Source organism: Mesorhizobium sp. M7A.F.Ca.CA.001.04.2.1, assembly GCF_003998485.1.
GTDB classification, from domain to species: Bacteria; Pseudomonadota; Alphaproteobacteria; order Rhizobiales; family Rhizobiaceae; genus Mesorhizobium; species Mesorhizobium ciceri.
Genome location: NZ_RZQT01000028.1, coordinates 45,749 through 64,174 on the forward strand (window position 1 = coordinate 45,749; position 18,426 = coordinate 64,174).

The 18,426-nt window shown below is 61.1% G+C and carries 21 protein-coding genes; 12 read left to right on the plus strand and 9 right to left on the minus strand.

All coding sequences use genetic code 11. The features are described 5' to 3' along the window. Positions 1-6: 6 nt before the first annotated feature. Genes EN955_RS11805 through EN955_RS34760 form a run of 3 tightly spaced genes read right to left on the minus strand, consistent with a single transcriptional unit; the run spans position 7 to position 2,556 of the window. Complete coding sequence (locus EN955_RS11805; protein ID WP_024502279.1) at positions 7-978, minus strand: type II secretion system F family protein; 972 nt, start codon at positions 976-978, stop codon at positions 7-9. Next, the gene (locus tag EN955_RS11810) at positions 978-2,366 is read right to left on the minus strand and encodes a CpaF family protein (protein WP_024502278.1); all 1,389 of its coding nucleotides are present in this window, start codon (positions 2,364-2,366) and stop codon (positions 978-980) included. Before EN955_RS11810 ends, EN955_RS11805 begins: the two co-directional genes overlap by 1 nt. A 37-nt stretch (positions 2,367-2,403) precedes the next feature. Next, a complete protein-coding gene (locus EN955_RS34760) occupies positions 2,404-2,556 on the minus strand; it encodes a hypothetical protein (protein WP_155924939.1) in 153 nt (50 codons plus the stop codon). 339 nt (positions 2,557-2,895) lie between these two features. Here EN955_RS34760 and EN955_RS11815 point away from each other — a divergent pair, with 339 nt between their 5' ends. The 10 genes from EN955_RS11815 to EN955_RS11860 all read left to right on the plus strand — a co-directional run bounded on the left by EN955_RS11815 (position 2,896) and on the right by EN955_RS11860 (position 11,122). Next, positions 2,896-3,090, plus strand: coding sequence for a Flp family type IVb pilin (locus EN955_RS11815; protein WP_024502277.1), 195 nt, complete (start codon positions 2,896-2,898; stop codon positions 3,088-3,090). A gap of 97 nt (positions 3,091-3,187) precedes the next feature. Then, positions 3,188-4,213 carry a Flp pilus assembly protein CpaB gene (gene cpaB, locus EN955_RS11820; protein ID WP_024502276.1) on the plus strand — a complete coding sequence of 342 codons (1,026 nt, stop codon included), beginning with the start codon at positions 3,188-3,190 and terminating at the stop codon, positions 4,211-4,213. Positions 4,214-4,266: 53 nt separating this feature from the next. Beyond that, complete coding sequence (locus EN955_RS11825) at positions 4,267-5,712, plus strand: type II and III secretion system protein family protein (RefSeq protein ID WP_024502275.1); 1,446 nt, start codon at positions 4,267-4,269, stop codon at positions 5,710-5,712. A gap of 4 nt (positions 5,713-5,716) precedes the next feature. Then, a complete protein-coding gene (locus EN955_RS11830) occupies positions 5,717-5,992 on the plus strand; it encodes a hypothetical protein (RefSeq protein WP_245265304.1) in 276 nt (91 codons plus the stop codon). A gap of 72 nt (positions 5,993-6,064) precedes the next feature. Continuing rightward, positions 6,065-7,585 (plus strand): pilus assembly protein TadG-related protein, encoded by a 1,521-nt coding sequence (locus EN955_RS11835; RefSeq protein ID WP_024502273.1) that lies wholly within the window; start codon positions 6,065-6,067, stop codon positions 7,583-7,585. After that, positions 7,582-8,148, plus strand: coding sequence for a TadE/TadG family type IV pilus assembly protein (locus EN955_RS11840; RefSeq protein ID WP_024502272.1), 567 nt, complete (start codon positions 7,582-7,584; stop codon positions 8,146-8,148). The genes EN955_RS11835 and EN955_RS11840 overlap by 4 nt, the downstream gene beginning before the upstream one ends. Positions 8,149-8,150: 2 nt before the next feature. Beyond that, the gene (locus EN955_RS11845; RefSeq protein ID WP_024502271.1) at positions 8,151-8,798 is read left to right on the plus strand and encodes a TadE/TadG family type IV pilus assembly protein; all 648 of its coding nucleotides are present in this window, start codon (positions 8,151-8,153) and stop codon (positions 8,796-8,798) included. Continuing rightward, positions 8,795-9,958: an AAA family ATPase gene (locus EN955_RS11850; protein ID WP_024502270.1), complete on the plus strand. Its 1,164-nt coding sequence runs from the start codon at positions 8,795-8,797 to the stop codon at positions 9,956-9,958. Before EN955_RS11845 ends, EN955_RS11850 begins: the two co-directional genes overlap by 4 nt. Beyond that, the gene (locus EN955_RS11855; RefSeq protein ID WP_024502269.1) at positions 9,942-10,532 is read left to right on the plus strand and encodes a L,D-transpeptidase; all 591 of its coding nucleotides are present in this window, start codon (positions 9,942-9,944) and stop codon (positions 10,530-10,532) included. The genes EN955_RS11850 and EN955_RS11855 overlap by 17 nt, the downstream gene beginning before the upstream one ends. Further along, the gene (locus tag EN955_RS11860; RefSeq protein WP_024502268.1) at positions 10,529-11,122 is read left to right on the plus strand and encodes a hypothetical protein; all 594 of its coding nucleotides are present in this window, start codon (positions 10,529-10,531) and stop codon (positions 11,120-11,122) included. The genes EN955_RS11855 and EN955_RS11860 overlap by 4 nt, the downstream gene beginning before the upstream one ends. A 39-nt stretch (positions 11,123-11,161) precedes the next feature. Here the strand turns inward: EN955_RS11860 and EN955_RS11865 are convergent, their stop codons facing one another. The 6 genes from EN955_RS11865 to EN955_RS11890 all read right to left on the minus strand — a co-directional run bounded on the left by EN955_RS11865 (position 11,162) and on the right by EN955_RS11890 (position 17,151). Continuing rightward, the gene (locus tag EN955_RS11865; protein ID WP_024502267.1) at positions 11,162-11,695 is read right to left on the minus strand and encodes a hypothetical protein; all 534 of its coding nucleotides are present in this window, start codon (positions 11,693-11,695) and stop codon (positions 11,162-11,164) included. A 60-nt stretch (positions 11,696-11,755) separates the two neighbouring features. Next, the gene (locus EN955_RS11870; RefSeq protein ID WP_024502266.1) at positions 11,756-12,670 is read right to left on the minus strand and encodes a sugar ABC transporter permease; all 915 of its coding nucleotides are present in this window, start codon (positions 12,668-12,670) and stop codon (positions 11,756-11,758) included. Positions 12,671-12,781: 111 nt separating this feature from the next. Beyond that, the gene (locus EN955_RS11875; protein WP_081714225.1) at positions 12,782-14,077 is read right to left on the minus strand and encodes a sugar ABC transporter substrate-binding protein; all 1,296 of its coding nucleotides are present in this window, start codon (positions 14,075-14,077) and stop codon (positions 12,782-12,784) included. A 95-nt stretch (positions 14,078-14,172) separates the two neighbouring features. Continuing rightward, positions 14,173-14,994 (minus strand): carbohydrate ABC transporter permease, encoded by an 822-nt coding sequence (locus tag EN955_RS11880; protein WP_032808731.1) that lies wholly within the window; start codon positions 14,992-14,994, stop codon positions 14,173-14,175. A gap of 5 nt (positions 14,995-14,999) precedes the next feature. Beyond that, complete coding sequence (locus tag EN955_RS11885) at positions 15,000-16,175, minus strand: ATP-binding cassette domain-containing protein (RefSeq protein ID WP_024502264.1); 1,176 nt, start codon at positions 16,173-16,175, stop codon at positions 15,000-15,002. A gap of 175 nt (positions 16,176-16,350) precedes the next feature. Next, positions 16,351-17,151, minus strand: a complete 801-nt coding sequence (locus EN955_RS11890) for an SDR family NAD(P)-dependent oxidoreductase (RefSeq protein ID WP_024502263.1) — start codon at positions 17,149-17,151, stop codon at positions 16,351-16,353. Positions 17,152-17,317: 166 nt separating this feature from the next. Between EN955_RS11890 and EN955_RS11895 the strand changes: the two genes are divergently transcribed. Together EN955_RS11895 and EN955_RS11900 are read left to right on the plus strand one after the other, a co-directional pair. Beyond that, complete coding sequence (locus EN955_RS11895) at positions 17,318-18,178, plus strand: DeoR/GlpR family DNA-binding transcription regulator (protein WP_024502262.1); 861 nt, start codon at positions 17,318-17,320, stop codon at positions 18,176-18,178. A 39-nt stretch (positions 18,179-18,217) separates the two neighbouring features. Further along, positions 18,218-18,426 (plus strand): BtpA/SgcQ family protein (locus tag EN955_RS11900; RefSeq protein ID WP_281034480.1); only part of this gene is annotated, 209 nt, incomplete at its 3' end.

Below are 18,426 nucleotides of genomic sequence, written 5' to 3' on the forward strand. Positions count from 1 at the left end.
CCTCCTTTAGATATCGAAATTGACCATGCGGTACATGATGAAATCGCCGAGTAGCGCCCAAGATCCGAAAATTACGAAAACCGGGAAGATCAGCGGGCTACCCCAAACGTCTCCATAGAATTTCGGAGCGACGACAAGGAGAATGCAGAACATGATGACCGGAAACAACGAGATGATCCAGGCCGACATGCGGCCTTCTGCCGAGAGCGCCTTGATCTTCATGCGCAGCTTGCGCCGTTCTCGCAAAACAGACGACAGATTGGCCAGGATCTCGGTCAGATTTCCGCCGGTCTTGGCCTGTATGGAGAGCGAAACCGACAGCAAATGGAGACCTTCGAAACCAACGCGTTGCGAGAGTTTTCGGACGGCTTGCTCAAGGCTGAGGCCAAAGGTGATTTCGTCGGAGACGATTCCGAATTCTGTGCCGAGAGGGTCCGGCATTTCCCGCGCGACCAGTCCGATCGCCACAGTGGTTGGATGACCCGCCCGTAACGAGCGGACGATCATGTCGAGTGCGTCCGGAAGCTGGGCGGCGAATTTCTGGATCCGCTTGTTGCGCGCTCGCCGAAGAACGAGAAGCGGAAGGACAAGCCCAACGACCAGAAACACAATGATGGCGACAATGGCTGAGAAACCCAATAGCAATGGCAACATGAGTGCCAGGACCAGGCCGGCGAGCAGGAAAACTGCCGCGAAAGCGAGTGGGTTTCCGGTAATGCCGGACTGGGTGTAAAGGCGATTCAAGGCGATCGCGCCGAAAACAAAATCGCCCGATGCTGTAAGCCCTCGTTCTTGCAGCAAACCCTGCAGGCTTTGTTCGGCTGGCGATTCTTCACCCAGTCGCTGCAAGCGTCGATTGATAATCCCCGCTTTCGCCCGTCGGCCGGCAAAAGACAGGTAGAAGGATTCGGCAGCAAGGATCACTGACGCAGCCGCCAACACATAAATGAAGTAAAGGAGCGTCTGGCCCGTCAGCATCAGAGCGCAACCTGCGGGTTGAAGGCATCCTTGGCGAAATGGTGGCCCAGCGTCGCCGCCTCCTGGGCAAAACGCGGTCGCACACCGGTGGCGCGAAACTCTCCGATAATGGCGCCGTCGGCGGCCACGTCGCGCCGGATGAAGTGATAAATTTCCTGTAGCTGGACGACATTGCCCTCCATGCCAGTCAATTCCGATATGGAGGTGACACGCCGGCCGCCGTCCGAAAGACGCTGTGTCTGCACGATGATGTCGATGGCCGAGGCGATCTGCGCCCGAATAGAATCGTTGCTCATCGGCATGCCGGCCATGCCGACCATCTGCTCCAGCCGCGAGATCGCGTCGCGCGGGGTGTTGGCGTGTATGGTGGTCATCGATCCCTCATGGCCGGTGTTCATCGCCTGGAGCATGTCGAAGGCTTCCTCGCCACGCACCTCGCCAACGATGATGCGGTCCGGCCGCATGCGCAACGCGTTCTTCAGCAATTCACGCTGGCGCACCTCGCCTTTCCCCTCGACATTGGGCGGGCGTGTCTCCAGACGGCCGACATGCGGCTGCTGCAATTGCAGTTCCGCCGCATCCTCGATGGTGATCAGCCGCTCTTTCGAGGGAATGTAACTCGACAATGCATTGAGCAAGGTGGTCTTGCCGCTGCCGGTGCCTCCCGAAACGAGAATCGATTTGCGCGCCTGGACGGCGATCCGCAGCAGGTCGATCATGGGTGGACGGATCGAATTGAACGCCATCAAACGCTCGAGCGAATAGCGATTTTTAGAGAATTTGCGGATCGACACCAGCGGGCCGTCGACCGAGATCGGCCGCACCGCGATGTTGACGCGTGAGCCGTCCGCCAATCGTGCGTCGACCATTGGTGCGGATTCGTCGACCCGCCGACCGATCGCCGAGACGATCTTGTTGATGATCCGCAAGAGATGCGCCTCGTCGCGGAAACGGATCGAAGTTTCCTCGATAATACCGCGCCGCTCGATGAAGACCCGTTTGTGGGTGTTGATCAATATATCGGCGATGGAGTCATCCTTGAGCAACGGTTCGATCGGCCCGAGTCCCAGCATCTCGTCGGCAGTGTCGCTGGTTAGCTGATCGAGCTCTCGAGCATTTAGCGGCACGGTTCGATTTCGCACGAACTCACGCACGATGGGACGGATCTCATTCAGGATCTCGTCCTTGGAAGCATTTTCAAGGGCGGTTAGATTGAACCGATCGATAAGATGGCGATGAAGCTCGACCTTGAGCGTCAAGAATTCTTCACGGCGCGATTCAGCATCGGTGATTGGCGCAAGGGCAGGAGCAACAGGCGGCACCACCAGCGGCTCAACCTTTGTCACTGCCTGGTGTTCGCTTGACCCCTTGATGAACCGCCCCAGCATATTTGCTTATACTCCCCTTAACCCTCATTAGGGGAAACTAACTGTTAACCACGGCAGGCACAAGCGCCGAGGTGGTCGGCGTGCTTTCAATACTTTCCACATAGTTAAGATCAGAGGCCTGTAATAATGCGCTTATTTGGAATGGCTGCCGGTTCGCGGCTGGAGCGTCGATATCGCTTTCTACGCTCATCCGATTTCCCGGAACGAACCGTCCGATATGTGCAGCTAACCCCTTAGATATAAAGGAATATGCATTCTTACTAATGCTTCCTCAATCTTGCCACATCCGCGGCCGAATTGTGAACAAATGGTTAAGGCGCTGGAAAAATGAAAAGAATCAAGCCGTTGAGAAAATTCATGCGTGTAATGTTCTCGCCGAATCATGTATATGAAAGTTAAGGAACTCTTAATCTCGTTTGACTCTGCGTTTTCGCGGGACCTAGGATCGAGGTGACGGGGGATGCTTGGGTATGGATTTCATCCTTTGCTCTGTCTCGTCGGGTTCCAACCTCCAAAGGGAGAAATTGACATGAAGAAGCTCATGACGATGACCCGGCAGTTCCGCGACGACGAAAACGGCGCTGCCATGGTCGAATATACTGTCCTGCTGGGCATTATCACCGTGGCTGTTATCGCCACCGTCGCGCTTGTCGGCACCTGGGTGAGTACCGAGTGGACAACGCTCAATACCACCTTGAACACGGCGACAACTCCGGCTCCGTGAAGCTTCGAGAAGGCCCAGGTAGCAGGGCCTGGGCCTTCTCTTCCGGCCGAAAGCGATCCACTTGTGGAGTGATCGAAAATGATTGGGCAGGCTTCTTATGCGCGCTAACACCGTCATCATGATCGTTCTCGCCGGCGTGTTTGGCGTGCTGGCGGTGGTGCTCGCCAACATCTGGCTGGCCAACCAGCGCGGCGCCATGGCGCGAACCGAGGACATTCAGCGCGATACCGTTGTCGTAGCAGCCGTGGCACTGAAGTTCGGCGATACGCTGTCTGCCGACAAATTGCGTGAAGTCGCATGGCCTGCGGGCGCGGTTCCATCGGGTGCCTTCAAGACGACCAAGGAGCTCCTGACGGGCGACTCGAAGCAAGCTCTGCAGGCGATCGGAGTGAACGAGCCTGTCCTTGCTACGAAGATCACCGGCCCCGGCCAGCGCGCCACGCTTTCGGCGGTGCTCGGCGAGGGCATGAAAGCCGTTTCCATCCGCGTCAACGACGTGTTGGGCGTCGCTGGTTTCGTCTTCCCAGGCGACCGGGTCGATGTGCTTTTGACGCGAACGGTCCGCGGCGACGATGGCGCGGACAAGAGTTTTGTTGACGTGCTTCTGCAAAGCATGAAGGTGCTTGCCGTCGACCAGGTCGCCGACGAAAGCAAGGATAGCCCGACTGTTGTTAAATCCGTGACGCTCGAAGCCAGCACGAGGGACGCGCAGAAGCTGACGCTGGCGGCAGGCGCCGGCCAATTGTCGCTGGCGCTTCGCCAGGCCGCAGCCAGCAAGGGCGAGACGACCGAGCGGGTGACGCTTTCCGACCTGACCAGCGAAACGCCGGCAGACGTCGCCGCCAGGCAGGCGGAACTCGACAGGAAGGCAGCATCGGAAGCCGAGGCCGCCGCCGAGCGCAAGCGCGCCGAGGACAAGATCGCCGGGCTGACGCAGGCCGTAGAGCGGGTGGGAAGCCGCCTCGACGAACTGGGCAAGGTTAAGCCCGCTCCAGTCCCGATGGCGCAGCCAGTCGTCAAGGAAGTGGTCAAATACGTGCAGGCTGAACCTCCGGCACGGGCGACGATAGGCGTTTTTCGGGGCGTGAAGCTCGAGACATATGACGTGCCGCGACAACCATGATAAGGTGCGGCTAATAAACAGGGCTGCCACCAGCAGCGAGTGGGGAGACGGGGATGCAAGGATACTGCTCAGGGATAGCGACGGCAGCATTGTCATGTCTGACGGCGCTGTTGCTGTCGGGCCTGGCGACCAATGCGGCCGACCGCTTCATTGACGTGTCGACCCCCGCCGTCCATCGTATTTTCCTGCCGATGTCGCAATCGGTGACGATCCAGGTGAGTGCCAATCTGGGCGATATCGTCGTCGGCGACGAGAAGATCGCCGACGCCCAGCCGATGACCGACCGCACGCTCTACGTCATCGGCAAGGGCGCCGGCACCACCACGGTCAATCTGTTCTCCACCGACAAGCGTTCGCTCGGCGCCCTCCAGATCGAAGTCGGCGTCGATGTCAGCGATATGGCGCAGGCGATCCGCCAGGTGGCGCCGAAGTCGCGCATCGAGATCGGCTCGGTCAACGGCAGGGTCAGGCTCGGCGGCCATGTCAAGGACGGCGCCACACTGGCGACGATCATGGACGTGGCGAAGCAGTACGGACCCGACGACATCATCAATTCCGTCACGGTCGACGACAGCCAGCAGGTCAATCTCGAGGTGCGTGTGCTGGAAGCTAAGCGCAATGCCGGGCGCGATCTCGGCGTGTCGATCCAGAGCAGGAACAGCAGCGGCACAACGCGAGCCGGAAGCGGCATTGCCACTGTCGACAAGGACGGCGCAATGCTCGGCGCGGGCGATCTCGTGAGCGGCATTTTGTCGAATTCAAACCCGTTCGCAGCTTTGATCACCCGCGTCATCGACAGCAACATCAAGGTCGATTTGATCATCGAAGCGCTAGAGGCCAAGGGCGTTGTTCGTACTCTGGCCGAGCCCAACCTGACCACACTTTCCGGCGAAGAAGCCAGCTTCAATGCCGGTGGCCAGGTCCCCATCCGCAGTCTTGACAAGGATGGCCAGATCCAGATCGAGTATAAGCAATTCGGCGTCAATCTTCTGTTCACGCCGGTCGTGCTCGCCGACGACAAGATCCACATCCGGCTGGCGCCTGAGGTCAGCGACTTGACCGGCTTCACCACCGCCGGCGACCCGATCTTCACCAACCGCAAACTGTCGACCGTCGTCGAATTGCGCGACGGCCAGAGCTTCGCGGTCGGCGGGCTTCTATCCAGCAAGACCACCAAGCTGCAGAACCAGGTGCCGTGGCTCGGCCAGGTGCCTGTCATCGGGACGCTGTTTCGCAATTCGAGCAATCAGAAGGAAGAAACCGAGCTGGTCGTCATCGTCACGCCGCATCTCGTGCGGCCGGTGAGACCCGGCGAGCAACTGGCGACGCCGTTCGACAAGACGCGGCCCGCCAACGATCCGGAGTTCTTCGTGCTCGGCCAGCTTGAAGTGACCAAGGATATGGTCCGCAAATATGAACTGGGCGAAGGCGTCACCGGCCCCTATGGCCACATGCTCGACTTCAAATCGAAGGACAAGATGCTCTATGTCAAGAAATAGCGCCTTGATCCTCATCGTGTGTGCCAGTGCGCTGACGGGCTGCGCCGCGGACTATCTGAACCACTACGATACGGTGACCCTGGCCGCCGGCGACACGCAGAAATTCAATTCGCTGCTGCAGACGGTCGACCCGCTTAATCCGGCGTCCAGGAATACGAAGATCGACGGCGACGGTCAGCGCGCGGCATCGGTCGCCCAGAACTACCGATTTCCACCGCCGCCGCCGCCGCCGCCGGCCATAACGGTCAATGTCGGCGCACCGGCACCTATGACGAACTGAACAGAAGGATGCGGTTTCAGTGCGTCAGGCAATACGAGGACACCTGGCGTCAGGGGAGCAGAGAGTAAGGCCATGCTGCGGACCATTCGCGCGTTCTGGCACGATCAGAGGGGAATAGCGCTGATCCTCGTCAGCGTCACGCTGCCGGCGATCATCGGCTTTTCCCTGCTGGCGATCGACATGAGCCGGGTCAACAACCTGCATAATGATTTGCAAAAGGGCGCGGATGCGCTGGCTCTTGCGGCGGCTGCCGAGCTTGACGGACAGTCGGACAGCATCACACGCGGCGACCATGCGCTCGCTACACTCGTTGCCAACAAATATACGTTTTCGACATCAGGGCCACCGCAGACGCTTGCCGCTGCCGGCGTGACACGACGCTATCTTCGATCGATCCCGGCTACACTTAATCCTGGCAAATCCAGCGAAGTGGCTGGAGATGCTCGGCCGATCACCGATGTGATTACGGATGAAGTCACGGACGCAAAAGCAGCTCGGTTTGTTGAAGTGAAGGTTACACCGGTAGGCTTCTCTGCGATCTTCCCAGCGTCTTTCCTGACCGGGAATGCCGCGAACAACTCATTCGATGTTGGCGCCAGTGCGGTCGCGGGCTTTTCAACTTCGGTTTGTGACTATACGCCTGTTTTCATCTGTAATCCGTATGAGAAGACCGAAGCTGCCGGCGGCCTCACGTTGGAACAAGCCGCTAGCAGCAGGGCTCAGCGGCGGCGGCAGTTGATCCTGCGCGGCGACAAATTCTACGGCCCCGGCAACTTTTCCTTCCTGGAATCGCCCGCAGGCAATGGCGCCCCTGCGCTAAAAGACAGTCTCGCCAAGATTAAGCCTGTTTCGTGCTATTCCCAAAATGGCGTCAACACGAAGCCAGGTCAAAACAAGGGACCCGTGGAAAACGGGTTGAACGCCCGTTTTGGACTGACAAGTACTTACGTCACGTCTGATCCGCCGGCCCAGAATGTACGAATGGGCGTCAAAAACGTGACCTGCAACACGGACAAGACCGTTAAGTCGGTTACCTACAATACGGCGGCGCAGGGTACGACAGGGCTACCACGCGACGGGTGCTACCCCAATAATTGTACACCCCTTGATCCTGCTCACCCGGCTGATGCAGGCATGCTTGGAGATGGAAACTGGAACCCTAGTGGCTATTGGACCGCCAATCATCTCGTTCCGGGCAGCACCACCACTTCGAGGCCATTTCCAACAGATGGTGGATTTACTGCAACGGGTACTGAGGCGGCGACCCGATACGACATCTATAAATATGAAGTCGATCACGGAATGATCGGAGATAAGTCTACCTCCGGCGATACCGGACTCCCATTGTGCAATCAGACTCCGATTGCGATCCCCGATCGGCGGATCCTTTACGGTGCCATTCTGGATTGCAGCAAGCTTGCGCTCAATGGCAACGTCGACAACGTCCCCGTTAGAGCATTCGGCAGCTTCTTCATCACTGAGCCTATCAAAGACGGCAAGGAAATCTATGTCGAGCTCGTCGACATCACTGGCAAAGGTGGTCGCGGTACGCTTGACAATTTCCTGCGCGATGAAGCGCAGGTTTACCGGTGACCGCCGTGATCAGAATGCTGTTGCGACATCTGAACAGATTTCGAGGAGACCATCGGGGCGCTGTGCTCGTCGAAATGACGTTGATCACGCCGCTGATGCTTGTGCTGTCGGCAGGGGTGTTCGAGTTCGGCAATCTGATCCACGACAAGTTGCTGATGGAGGCCGGACTGTCGGACGGCGCCCGCTATGCGGCTCGCTGCAATAGCCAGATGTATACTGACGCCGGGCTAGCAGCGATCAATTGTGCCGATATCGCGAGCAATATCGCCGTGTTCGGGAAGGCGGTCGTGGGAGTGTCAGGCGTTCCAGATGTTCCGCGTGTTAGCGGCTGGCAAAAATCAGGGGGGACATCGAACAATGCGACGATGACCATCGCTGCCTCCGGCTCTTGCCACAATGCCGTGGAATCTGGCGTTACCAAATATCGCTCCACCACGGCACAAGTTTGTATCGTCCGTGCGGACGGCTCCTACCCATACACCGGTGTCGGGATGCTGGCTTTCATCGGCATCGGCCCGATTACGCTGCATGGTACTCACGAGGAGCGGTTGATCCGGTTTTGACCATGATCCAGCGTTTCGCAAAATCGGAAGACGGTGCGGCGATGGTGGAAATGACCATCGTCTCGTCGCTGCTGTTCGCACTTGTCTTCGGCTTCGTCGATTTCGGCTACGCGTTTTATCAATGGAACGCAGCCACGAAGGCAGTGCAGATCGGGGCCCGGTTGGCCTCCATCTCGGATCCAATCGCGCCACAGATTTCGGCAGCCGGCCCGATCGCGACGCCAGGCGCCCCAATCGCAGCGGGAGCCTTTGCCTATGTCTGCAACGGCGCTACATCGACCTGCAGCTGCACGGGTGCGTACTGTGTCGCAGGAGTTTGGTCAGCAGCAAACTTCAGCCGCATTTTCCGCGGAGATACAGCGGTTACCAGTGATGACGCCTGCCCTGCGCTGGCGGCAAATCAGCGACCCGGGATGTGCCACTTTTTCCCCGGGTTGCACCGCTCCAACATCGTCGTCACCTACACAGCCAGCGGGCTGGGATTCCAGACGAGGCTGAGTGGAACGGTCCCGACAATTGGCGTCAGCCTGCAGAATGTAACCTTCCAGTTCTTCTTTCTGAAAGGACTGATGGGTTTCAACAACATCACCATGCCCTCCATGCTGAGCACGGTCACGGGCGAAGACCTGAAAACGAGCGCGCCGTCATGAACGCCATCAACACCAAGGTTACGCCGACCAAGCGCAAGCAGGTGGCGCTGTTTTCGTCGGATCCGAATTTCAAGCGCGATGTGGCGACGCGGCTCGATGCGCTGGCGATCTATGACGTCAGGGTTTCCGAGACGAGCGATTTTCTGAAAGGACCGCCGGCGGACACACGCCCGGGCATCGTCATCCTCGATCTCGGCAATGGCGAGCTGCTCGGCAGGCCCGGCATCGTCGAGGCGCGCGCGCTGTGGGCCAGCGTGCCGCTGATCGCGGTTTCCGACGAGCTGAGCTCGGAGCAGACGCGCGTTCTGGTGCGCATGAACGCCTCGGACTGGCTGCACAAGCCGCTCGACGGCAAGGAGCTGCTCAATGCGGTGACCTTCCACGACACCGGCAACCAGGGAACGAAAAGCCGGATCATCACCTTCATCAGCGCCAGCGGCGGCGCCGGCGCCACGACGCTGGCGCTGTCGGCGGCCGAATTCCTGGCGTCGAAATCGGCTGAGCGCGCGGCGTCCACCTGTCTCGTCGACCTGGATTTCCAGAGCGCCAATTGCGGCGCCTATCTCAATCTGTTCAACCAGTTCGACCTTGCCGGCATCATCGGCCAGCCGGAGCGGCTCGATGTCGAGCTGATGGACGTCATCAAGCTGTCGCGCCCGTCCGGCCTCACCCTCTACGCGTTCGAGCGGCCGCAACTGCCGTTCGAGCCGCATGGCAGCGATTTCGTCTTCCGGCTGCTCGACCTCGTCGCCTACCGCTTCGACGACATCGTCATCGACCTGCCCAATCTGGAAACGCCCTGGCACAATTCCGTGCTGTCGACGAGCGACGAGATCTTCATCGTGTTCGAACTCAATGTCGCTTCGCTGCGGCAAGGCAAGCGGCTCTACAAGAAGATCCGCGAGCTGCGCGGCAATGCGGTCAGCATCACGCTGGTCGCCAACAAGCACAAGCGCAAATGGTTCGGGAACCATTTTTCGCGCAGCGAGCTCGAGAAGATCTTCAAGGCGCCGCACATCAAGTCGGTCGCGCTCGACAACGCGCTTCTGACCGACGCGCTGAACAGGGCCATCCCGCCTTCAGAAGTGGATGGGCGGGCGCGCTTCAACAAGGATCTGAAGCGGATGTTCAAAGAGCGGCTCGATGACGCTGCCCGATAGATACCGGATCGCCCCAAAGCTCGCCGGCGCCTGCGTGCTCGGCATGGCGTTGGCGCTGTCCGTCCACGGCTTCGCCGAGGCGCGATCGGCACTTTCGGAGCGGCCGCCGCTGCCGGCGATGGGGCCCAGCCTGCGCAAGGCCGTCGCCTTTAGAACGGCCGAGCAGCCGGGAACGATCATCATCCGCAAGGACGAGAAGGCGCTTTACCTGGTGACCCGCCAGGGCCAGGCACTGCGCTACCAGATCAGCGTCGGGCGCGACGGGTTCGGCTGGACCGGCATCGTCAAGGTGGGGGCGAAGACCGAATGGCCGGAGTGGCGCCCGCCGCAGGAAATGCGCGCGCGCCAGCCGGAGCTGCCGAAAATGGTGCCCGCCGGCCCCTACAACCCGCTCGGCGCAAGGGCGCTCTACCTGTCGCGGGACGGGCGCGACACGCTCTACCGCATACACGGCACCAACGACCCGTCGGGTGTCGGCTTCGACGGGACATCGGGCTGTTTTCGCCTCACCAACACGGATGTGATCGATCTCTTCAAACGCGTCGCGGTCGGCGCAAAGGTGGTGGTCCAATGACGATGATCAGCGAACCGGACATGCCGGCGATCGATATCGGAAACCAGGAACAGCGCGAACCGGCTGCCGCCGGGAAACCCAGCAAGGCAAAGACGATCGCCGTCATCGTCGCCGGCGGCGCGCTTCTGATCACCGCAGTCAACATGGCGGCCGCGGTCTATCTCTATCGGGGCATGAGCGACCTGCGTTTCGTCGAGGCGCGGCTGGAGCAGCTCGGCGCATTCGAGCAGCGGATCGCAGCCCGGCTCGACACGGTCAACAACGGTTTTCAGAGCCGGTTCGAGAAACTGGACAGCCAGTTGCAAGGCAGCTTCAACGAGATCGATGCCAGCATTGCCCGGCTTGGGCAGAATGTACCGGTCGCCGGCGGCGAGGCCATGCCGGGTGCGCAAGAACCCTCCGAGATCGCTACCAGCACGCTGGCGCAAGCGCCCGAAGCCCTCGACGGCGAGAGCGCGAGCGAGCCCGGCGTCATCGAAGCGCCCGCACCCAGGAGGAGAATCGCCTCGGCGTCGCCCCCTGCCCCAAGCTCCAACTACCAGCGCATCCAGCAGCCCGACGGCAAGGTCTATTACCGCCGGATCAACTAGACTTCGGGCGTGGCTGAACGAAGGCCGCTTGGGCGAGATCTAAAGATCGCGCTGCAGCGCGAGGATGCGGATGGCCCGGACGGACCGCTCCCGCGCCTCGGTGAGGAAGGCGATGTGGCAGTAGGCACAGGCCACGAAGCCCAAAAGCAGCACCAGGCTGTTCTTCAAGGTGAAGTCGACGGCCAGCGAATAGGGAAGACCCTTGGGCGACGTGAATTCGGCAATCGTGCTCGCCGTTTCCGAATGGCTGCCGACCGCGATCATCAGCCCGGCGAAAATCAGGGCGATATGGTTGGCGAGGAAGAAGAAAGCCGACCGCTTGGCGTGGCACGCCATCCAGCAGACGATCGATGCGGCGGCAAGGATAGCGGCTTCGAACGCCATGGAACCGCCCAGCCAGACATCCACCTGCTGCCAAAGCACCGTCGACAAGGGGCGCAGTTCAAGCCATAGCCACCATGCGGTGGGGCTGGCTGGATAGGCGCCCAGCAACAAGGTCGCCATGCGCTCCCCTGCCAGGACCGCCAGAATGAGAAACGGGAAGGCGAAAAGCAGAAGCGGCTGGCGTTTCATGTTCCCTCGACAATCTGCAGGCCAGGATAGACCGCATAGATTGCTCAAGGCTTAACAACCCTACTTCCGGCCCTCACCCGATTGCGAGCGTTCGAGGACGGCGAAGAAGATCACGGTGAGCAGAAGGACGATCAGCAGCAGCACGAACGCGGCTGCCGCGCCTTCGTTGAGCGAAAGGCCGAGAAAGGCACGGCGATAGGCAAAGAAGCTCAGCACTTCGGTCGCGTTGCCCGGCCCGCCCTTGGTCAGGACATAGGGCAGATCGTAGGTCCGGAATTCGTTGATCAGCTGGATGATGATGGTGATCGCCGCGACCGGCCGAAGCATCGGAAGCGTGATGTAGAGGAATTGCTGCCAGCCGCGCGCGCCGTCCACTTCAGCCGCCTCATAGGGATCGCGCGGCAAAGCGGCGAGCCCCGCGGCGAGGATCAGCACGACGAAGGACATTTGCTGCCAGATGTCGATCGCCGCCATCGTCCAGAGCGCCATGCCTGGCGTGCCCAGCCAGTCGAGGCGCGGCAGGCCGAACGTTTCCATCAGATGATTGGCGATGCCGAGATTGGGCTGGAGCAGCATGCGCCAGATCAGGGCGACGCTGATCGGCGACATCGCCATGGGAATGGTCAGAACCGCGAAATAGACCGGCTTCATCCGGACCGTCCGGTTGAGCATCAGGGCGATGCCGAGCCCAATCACGAATTCACCGACCACCGTCACCGCCGAATAGCGCACGGTGAGCCAGAGCGCGTTCCAGAACAGCTCATCGCCGATCATCGAAGCGAAATTCTTGAACCCGACAAGCGGCAGGAACTGCGGCTTGATCAAGGTCATCGAGGAGATCGAGAGGATGCAGGCATAGGCCAGGGGAAAGCCCATCACGATCGCCAGCAGCAGCAGGCCGGGCAAGGCGAAGGCCCAGCCGGTCCGCCACTCGCGGCCACGGGCAGCCCATCCTTTTTTGATCGCATTGTGCATCGTGGCCGAGCCTTGGTCGGGGTGGCGTTGCTGATCTCGTCAAGATCCGGGGTCTGGAAAATCCGGCGCGGCTGACATCGCCGCGCCGGGTCTCCTTGCCGAGCCGGACCGCTATTTGTCGAGGAGCCCCTGCAGGCCGTCAGAAGCTGCCTTCAGCGCCGCGTCCGATGTCGCCTGGCCGCCAGCCGCCAGCGAAAGCTGGGTACCGAGCAGATCCTCGTATTGCGCCGAATAGGTGAAGATCGGGAACGACTTGCCGGTCGCCACCACATCCTGGGCGGTCTTGTAGAAGGGATATTTCGCCAGCACCGCCGCATCGGCATAGACATCGCTGCGCACGGGCGCGTGGCCCTCGAGCGCGCGCTTCACCGAAACATCCTTGCTCTGCACCCACTGGATGAAGGTCCAGGCGGCTTCCTGCTCTTCCGGCGACGTGTTCTTGGGAATGCCCCAGCCCCAGCCGCCGCTCTCGCCATGGCCGCCCGGCATCACCGACAGGCCGACCTTGCCGGCGACCGTCGGACACTTCACGGCATCGTCCATCTGCGGCAGCATCCACCAATAGGTGACCATGCTGAAGGCGGAACCGCTGCACATCAGGCGCATGGTGTCGTCGAGCGTCGCCGACACAGCACCCTGCTGGGCGCCGTGCTGGATATTGTCGACATAGAGATCGAGCGCCTTCTTGGCCTCTGCCGTGTCGAGGCTCGCCTTGCCGTCGGCATTGAGGTAGCTGCCGCCGGCGGAGAACAGGTAGTTGGAGAATTCCATGCTGTTGGGATCGCCGCGCTGGCCCTGCATCGCGGCCCCGGCGACACCGGCATTGGCCTTCATGAATTTGGAAATCGCCACATAATCTTCGAGCGTCGTCGGCAAAGCGAGCTCCTTGCCGGTTGCCGTCTTGTAGGCGGCCTTGAGCTTCTCGTCGCCGATCAGGTCCTTCCGGTAGAGGAGGCCCATCGAGTAGTTGTACATGGGCACCAGGAACAGCTGGTCCTTGGTTCGGCCGAGCAGGTCAAGCGTCGAGGGAATGAAGGGGCTCAGATCGTATTTGGATTTCTCGACGAAGGGTTTCAGGTCGGCCAGCCAGCCGGCCGCCGGAAATTCGCCGGCCCACAGGAAGTCGACCTCGAGCACATTGTAGTAGCTCTGCGGCGCGGTCAGCTGCGACACCAGCTTGTCGTGCATGTCAGGATAGCCGATCTTCTCGAACTCGACCTTGATGCCGGTCTGCTTCTCGAATTCGGGCAACAGCGCTTCAATGATCTTGGTTTCCGGCACGTCCTCCATCAAGGCGTGCAAGGTGATGGGCTCAGCCGCCCTGGCCGGAAGCGATGCGCCGACAACAGCTGCCCCGCTCACGGCCGTCATCAGCATTTTGATCAAGGTCTGCTTGTTCCAAGTCATAACTCTCTACTCCTCTTTCCCTCTGGACGCGGCGGTGATCCCGCCACGATTTCATAACCGGCTAGCGAGCCATGTCGGCTCTCGGAGCGGCCGGCCTATTTCACGCTGCCGAACGTCAAGCCCTGGACGATGAAACGCTGGATGAAGCGGGAAGCCACGACCAGCGGCAGGATGGCAAGGACGACGCCGGCAGAAACCTTGGCGATCTGGACGCCGTTCGAGGTCTGCAACGCCGCAAGCGCAACCGGTATGGTTGCCGTCTTCGGCCCGCTCAAAACCAGGGCAAACAAAAACTCATTCCACGCCAGGATAAAGCCGAGCACGCCGGCGGCCGCGATACCGGGCATCGACACCGGCAGGACAATACGCCAGAAGGCGCCCCAGGCGGTCGCGCCGTCGGTCATCGCCGCCCATTCCAGATCGACTGGAATGCCCTCGAAGAAGCCCATCAGGATCCAGGTCAGGAAAGGCAGGTTGAGCGCGGCATAGACGATGATCAGCCCCGTCAGCGAATTGCTGAGCTCCAGGCTTCGGAACAGCGTGAAGGTCGGCAGCACCAGCGCCACGGGCGGCAACATCTGCGTCGCCAGAACGGCAAAACGCGCCCAACGACCGCCCGTGCGGAAGCGGGCGAAGGCATAGCCGGTCGTGGCGGCAAAAGGCAATGCGAGCAGAACCGAGCCGAGCGCGACGATCAGGCTGTTGAGGTAGGACTGACCGAAGCGGCTCGACAGCAGCGCCGAATAATTGTCCGTCGTAAAGGCCGGCATCAGCTCGTTGCTGTAGGACAACTGCTCGGGGACGAAGCTTGTCCGCAGCACCCAGAGCGGCGGCAGCAGCACGATGGCGCAGACGACAATCAGCCCGAAATGCAAGCCGAAGCGGCGACGAAAGGCCGGCCGTTCGTTTCTGTCCATGCTGGTCATCGCGTGGCCCCCATGAGGCTCGGCCGCGCGATGACCAGTTCGGTTTCGGGATCAAAGAGGTGCATCGGCAGCGGGTCGATGTAGAGTTCGACCATCGAGCCGACGGGCGCCGTGAAATAACGGCTGAGGCGGGCGGCGATCTCCAACGGCTTGTCGCCCCCCGCGGGGTGAGCATCATCCCTGCCGGTGGCCTGACCGGCAATCTGGCCGATCAGGACGTTCTCGGCGCCGAGAGCCTCGACGGCCACGACCCGTACGGCAATCTTCTGCCAGTCCGGCTTGTCGGGGCTTTCGTGGAAATCCTCGGCCCGCACGCCCAGAATGACGCGGCGCCCGGCACGCTCGCCATAAGCGTTGCGGTGGCGGGCGGGGACGGCAAGCACGGCACCGCTGTCGGTCAGGACGGAGAGCCCTTCGCCAGGTGCGGCCTGAAGCGTGGCCGGAATGAGGTTCATCGGCGGCGTCGCCAGGAAGCGTGCGACGAAGGTGTTGACCGGGTCGGCATAGACTTCAAGCGGCCGGCCGGCCTGGATCAGGCGACCATCGCGCATGATGCATATGCGATCGCCCATGGTCATCGCCTCGACCTGGTCGTGGGTGACATGGACGATGGTGCGGCCGAGGCGCCGGTGCAGCTTCACGAGTTCGAGCCGCATCTCGGCACGCAGTTGCGCATCGAGATTGGACAGCGGTTCGTCAAGCAGGAAGGCCGCCGGTTCGCGAACGATCGCCCGGCCGAGCGCGACACGCTGCCGCTGGCCACCCGAAAGCGCTGCCGGCTTGCGGCCGAGAAGATTCTGCAGACCGAGCAGGTTAGCGGCGTCTGCAATCTTGGCATCGATGACCGCCGCGTCGGTGCCGCGCATCTTCAGCCCGAAGGCCATATTCTGCCGCACCGACATATGCGGATAGAGCGCGTAGCTCTGGAACACCACGGCGACGTTTCGGTCGCGCGGGGCGACATTGGCGACGCTCTTGCCACCGATGCGGAGATCGCCGGAGGAGATACTCTCCAGACCGGCAATCATCCGCAGCGTCGTCGACTTGCCGCATCCCGACGGACCGAGAAAGATCACGAATTCACCATCGGGAATGGTGAGATCGACCTCATGCACCCCGTAATTGCCATTGCCGTAGAGCTTGGAAACGCGATCGAGCTCGATAGACGCCATAGACTTTCCTCATGAACCCGTCTGACCCGGCTGACGCCGAAGGCCGAAGTCGAGCGAACGGTCATCTTAGAGAACAAAATATAACATTAAAAGCCTAACTTCTGATCATATGTGTTCACTTTTTTGGATAGGCGCGTGCCCGCATCAGTATCCGGCTACAGCCGCCGAAAGGCCGTCAGGTCATGTAGACGCCGCCGGTCACGTTGACGCCCTGGCCGGTCATGAAGCGGGCTTGATCCGAGCAGAGGAACACGACGACGTCGGCGACATCCTCCGGCAGCTCGAGCCGGCCGAGCGGCGTCTGCGCGATATAGTCGGCGACCACCCGTTCGGGCGTGACTTGCCGCAGATGCGCCTCCCACTCGACTTCGCGCGATTGCATGCCGGTCTTGACGAACCCCGGACAGACGGCATTAACGCGTATCCCCTTGGGCGCGAGCTCGCGGGCAAAGGCCTGCGTCCAGCCGAGCACGGCGAACTTGGATGCCGAATAATGCGCCAGGAGCGGCGCACCGACCTTCGCGGCAAGCGAGGCGGTGTTGACGATGCAGCCCGTGCCCTGCTTGACAAAATGCCGTCCAGCGATCTGATTTGCCAGGAATACACCGCGGGCATTGACCGAAAAGTTGAAGTCCCACTCTTCGTCGGTCAGATCGAGCGCGTGCTGCATGGTGGACACGCCGGCATTGGCGATCAGGATGTCGCAGCCGCCAAGCGCTTCCAGTACGGTGGAGAAGGCCGCCTCGACGGAATCGCGGCGGCGGACATCGACCGTGACGGCGGCGGCACCGCCACCAATTTCCTCAGCCGCCTGACGTGCCGCCTTGGGATCCAGATCGCCGATCGCCACGGCGACGCCCTGCCGCGTCAGGGCGGTCGCGATCGCCCGGCCGATCCCCGCGCCACCGCCCGTCACGAAGGCTCGCTTGCCCGCGAGTTCGGCAAGCACGGGAGGCGTGACGGAGACAGCCGGCATGGTCGTATTCTCTCTGCTTGATGGCGGAACGCATTTTGTTGATATCGAGATGCATACCAATAAAATCGAACACTGCAAACATATTTTTGTTTGAAAATGTTTGATCATGCGGTAGTGTGAAGATCAGCAGACCGCTTCGTCGGCGGCTTACCCACCGGATACATCGATGGCAGACGACACCACCCTTCCTGAGACATCGCCGCATGGCGCACCGCGCGACGCCGATCGTCAGCGCCTTCTCGCGCACGACCGGCAGGCACGCATCCTGGCTTTGCTGCGCCGGACGGGGTCGCTCACCGTCGCCGCGGCAGCGGCCGAACTTGCCGTTTCCGACATGACGATCCGCCGCGATCTCGTCGAACTGGAACGCGAGGGTAGGCTGGTCCGAATCCATGGCGGCGCGATCGAGGCCGACAACCCGCCGCTGGTCGCCATGGACAGCGAAGAGCCGAGTTTCGATTCGCGCTTGCGCCAGCGCCGCGACCCGAAGGCCGCGATTGCCGCGGCCGCGGCCGCGCTGGTTTCGGGATACCGCACGATCGCATTGGATGTCGGCACCACCACCTATCTGATGGCCGAGCACCTCAGGGACCTTCCGCACGCCAAGGTGTTCACCAACAGCCTCAGGATCGCGGCGGCGCTGAATGGCGGTGTGCCCGAAGTCTATGTTGCCGGCGGCCGCGTACGGGCCGACGAGATGTCGACCGGCGGGCCTGCGGCCATCGCCCAGTTCGAGGCGCTGTGGTTCGATGTCGCCGTGATCGGCGTCTCCGGTATCACAGCGGACGGCCTCTTCGATTATTCCTTCGATGATACCGATATGAAGCGCGCCTATCTGAGGCGGTCAGGCACCAAGATCGTGTTGTGCGATTCCGCCAAATTCCTGCGCATGTCGCTGGTGCGGATAGCGCCACTGTCGGACATCGACATCCTCATCACCGATGCCGAGCCGCCGGCCAAGATCGCCGCGGCGCTCGCCGCGGCCAAGGTCGACCTGCGAATCGCGCCGCCACTGACGCGCGACTGAGGCGCGCCATTTTCACTTTATCCCCAAGGAGAAGACTCGATGGTATTTGAATTTTTCGGCGACAAGAAGAAGGCTGTCATCTCGATGGCACATATCGGTGCCCTGCCGGGAACGCCCCTCTATGATGCCGATGGCGGCCTCGACAAGCTGATCGATGGCGTACTCTCCGACATCCGCAAGCTGCAGAACGGCGGCGTCGATGCCATCATGTTCGGCAACGAGAACGACCGCCCCTATGTCTTCAAGGC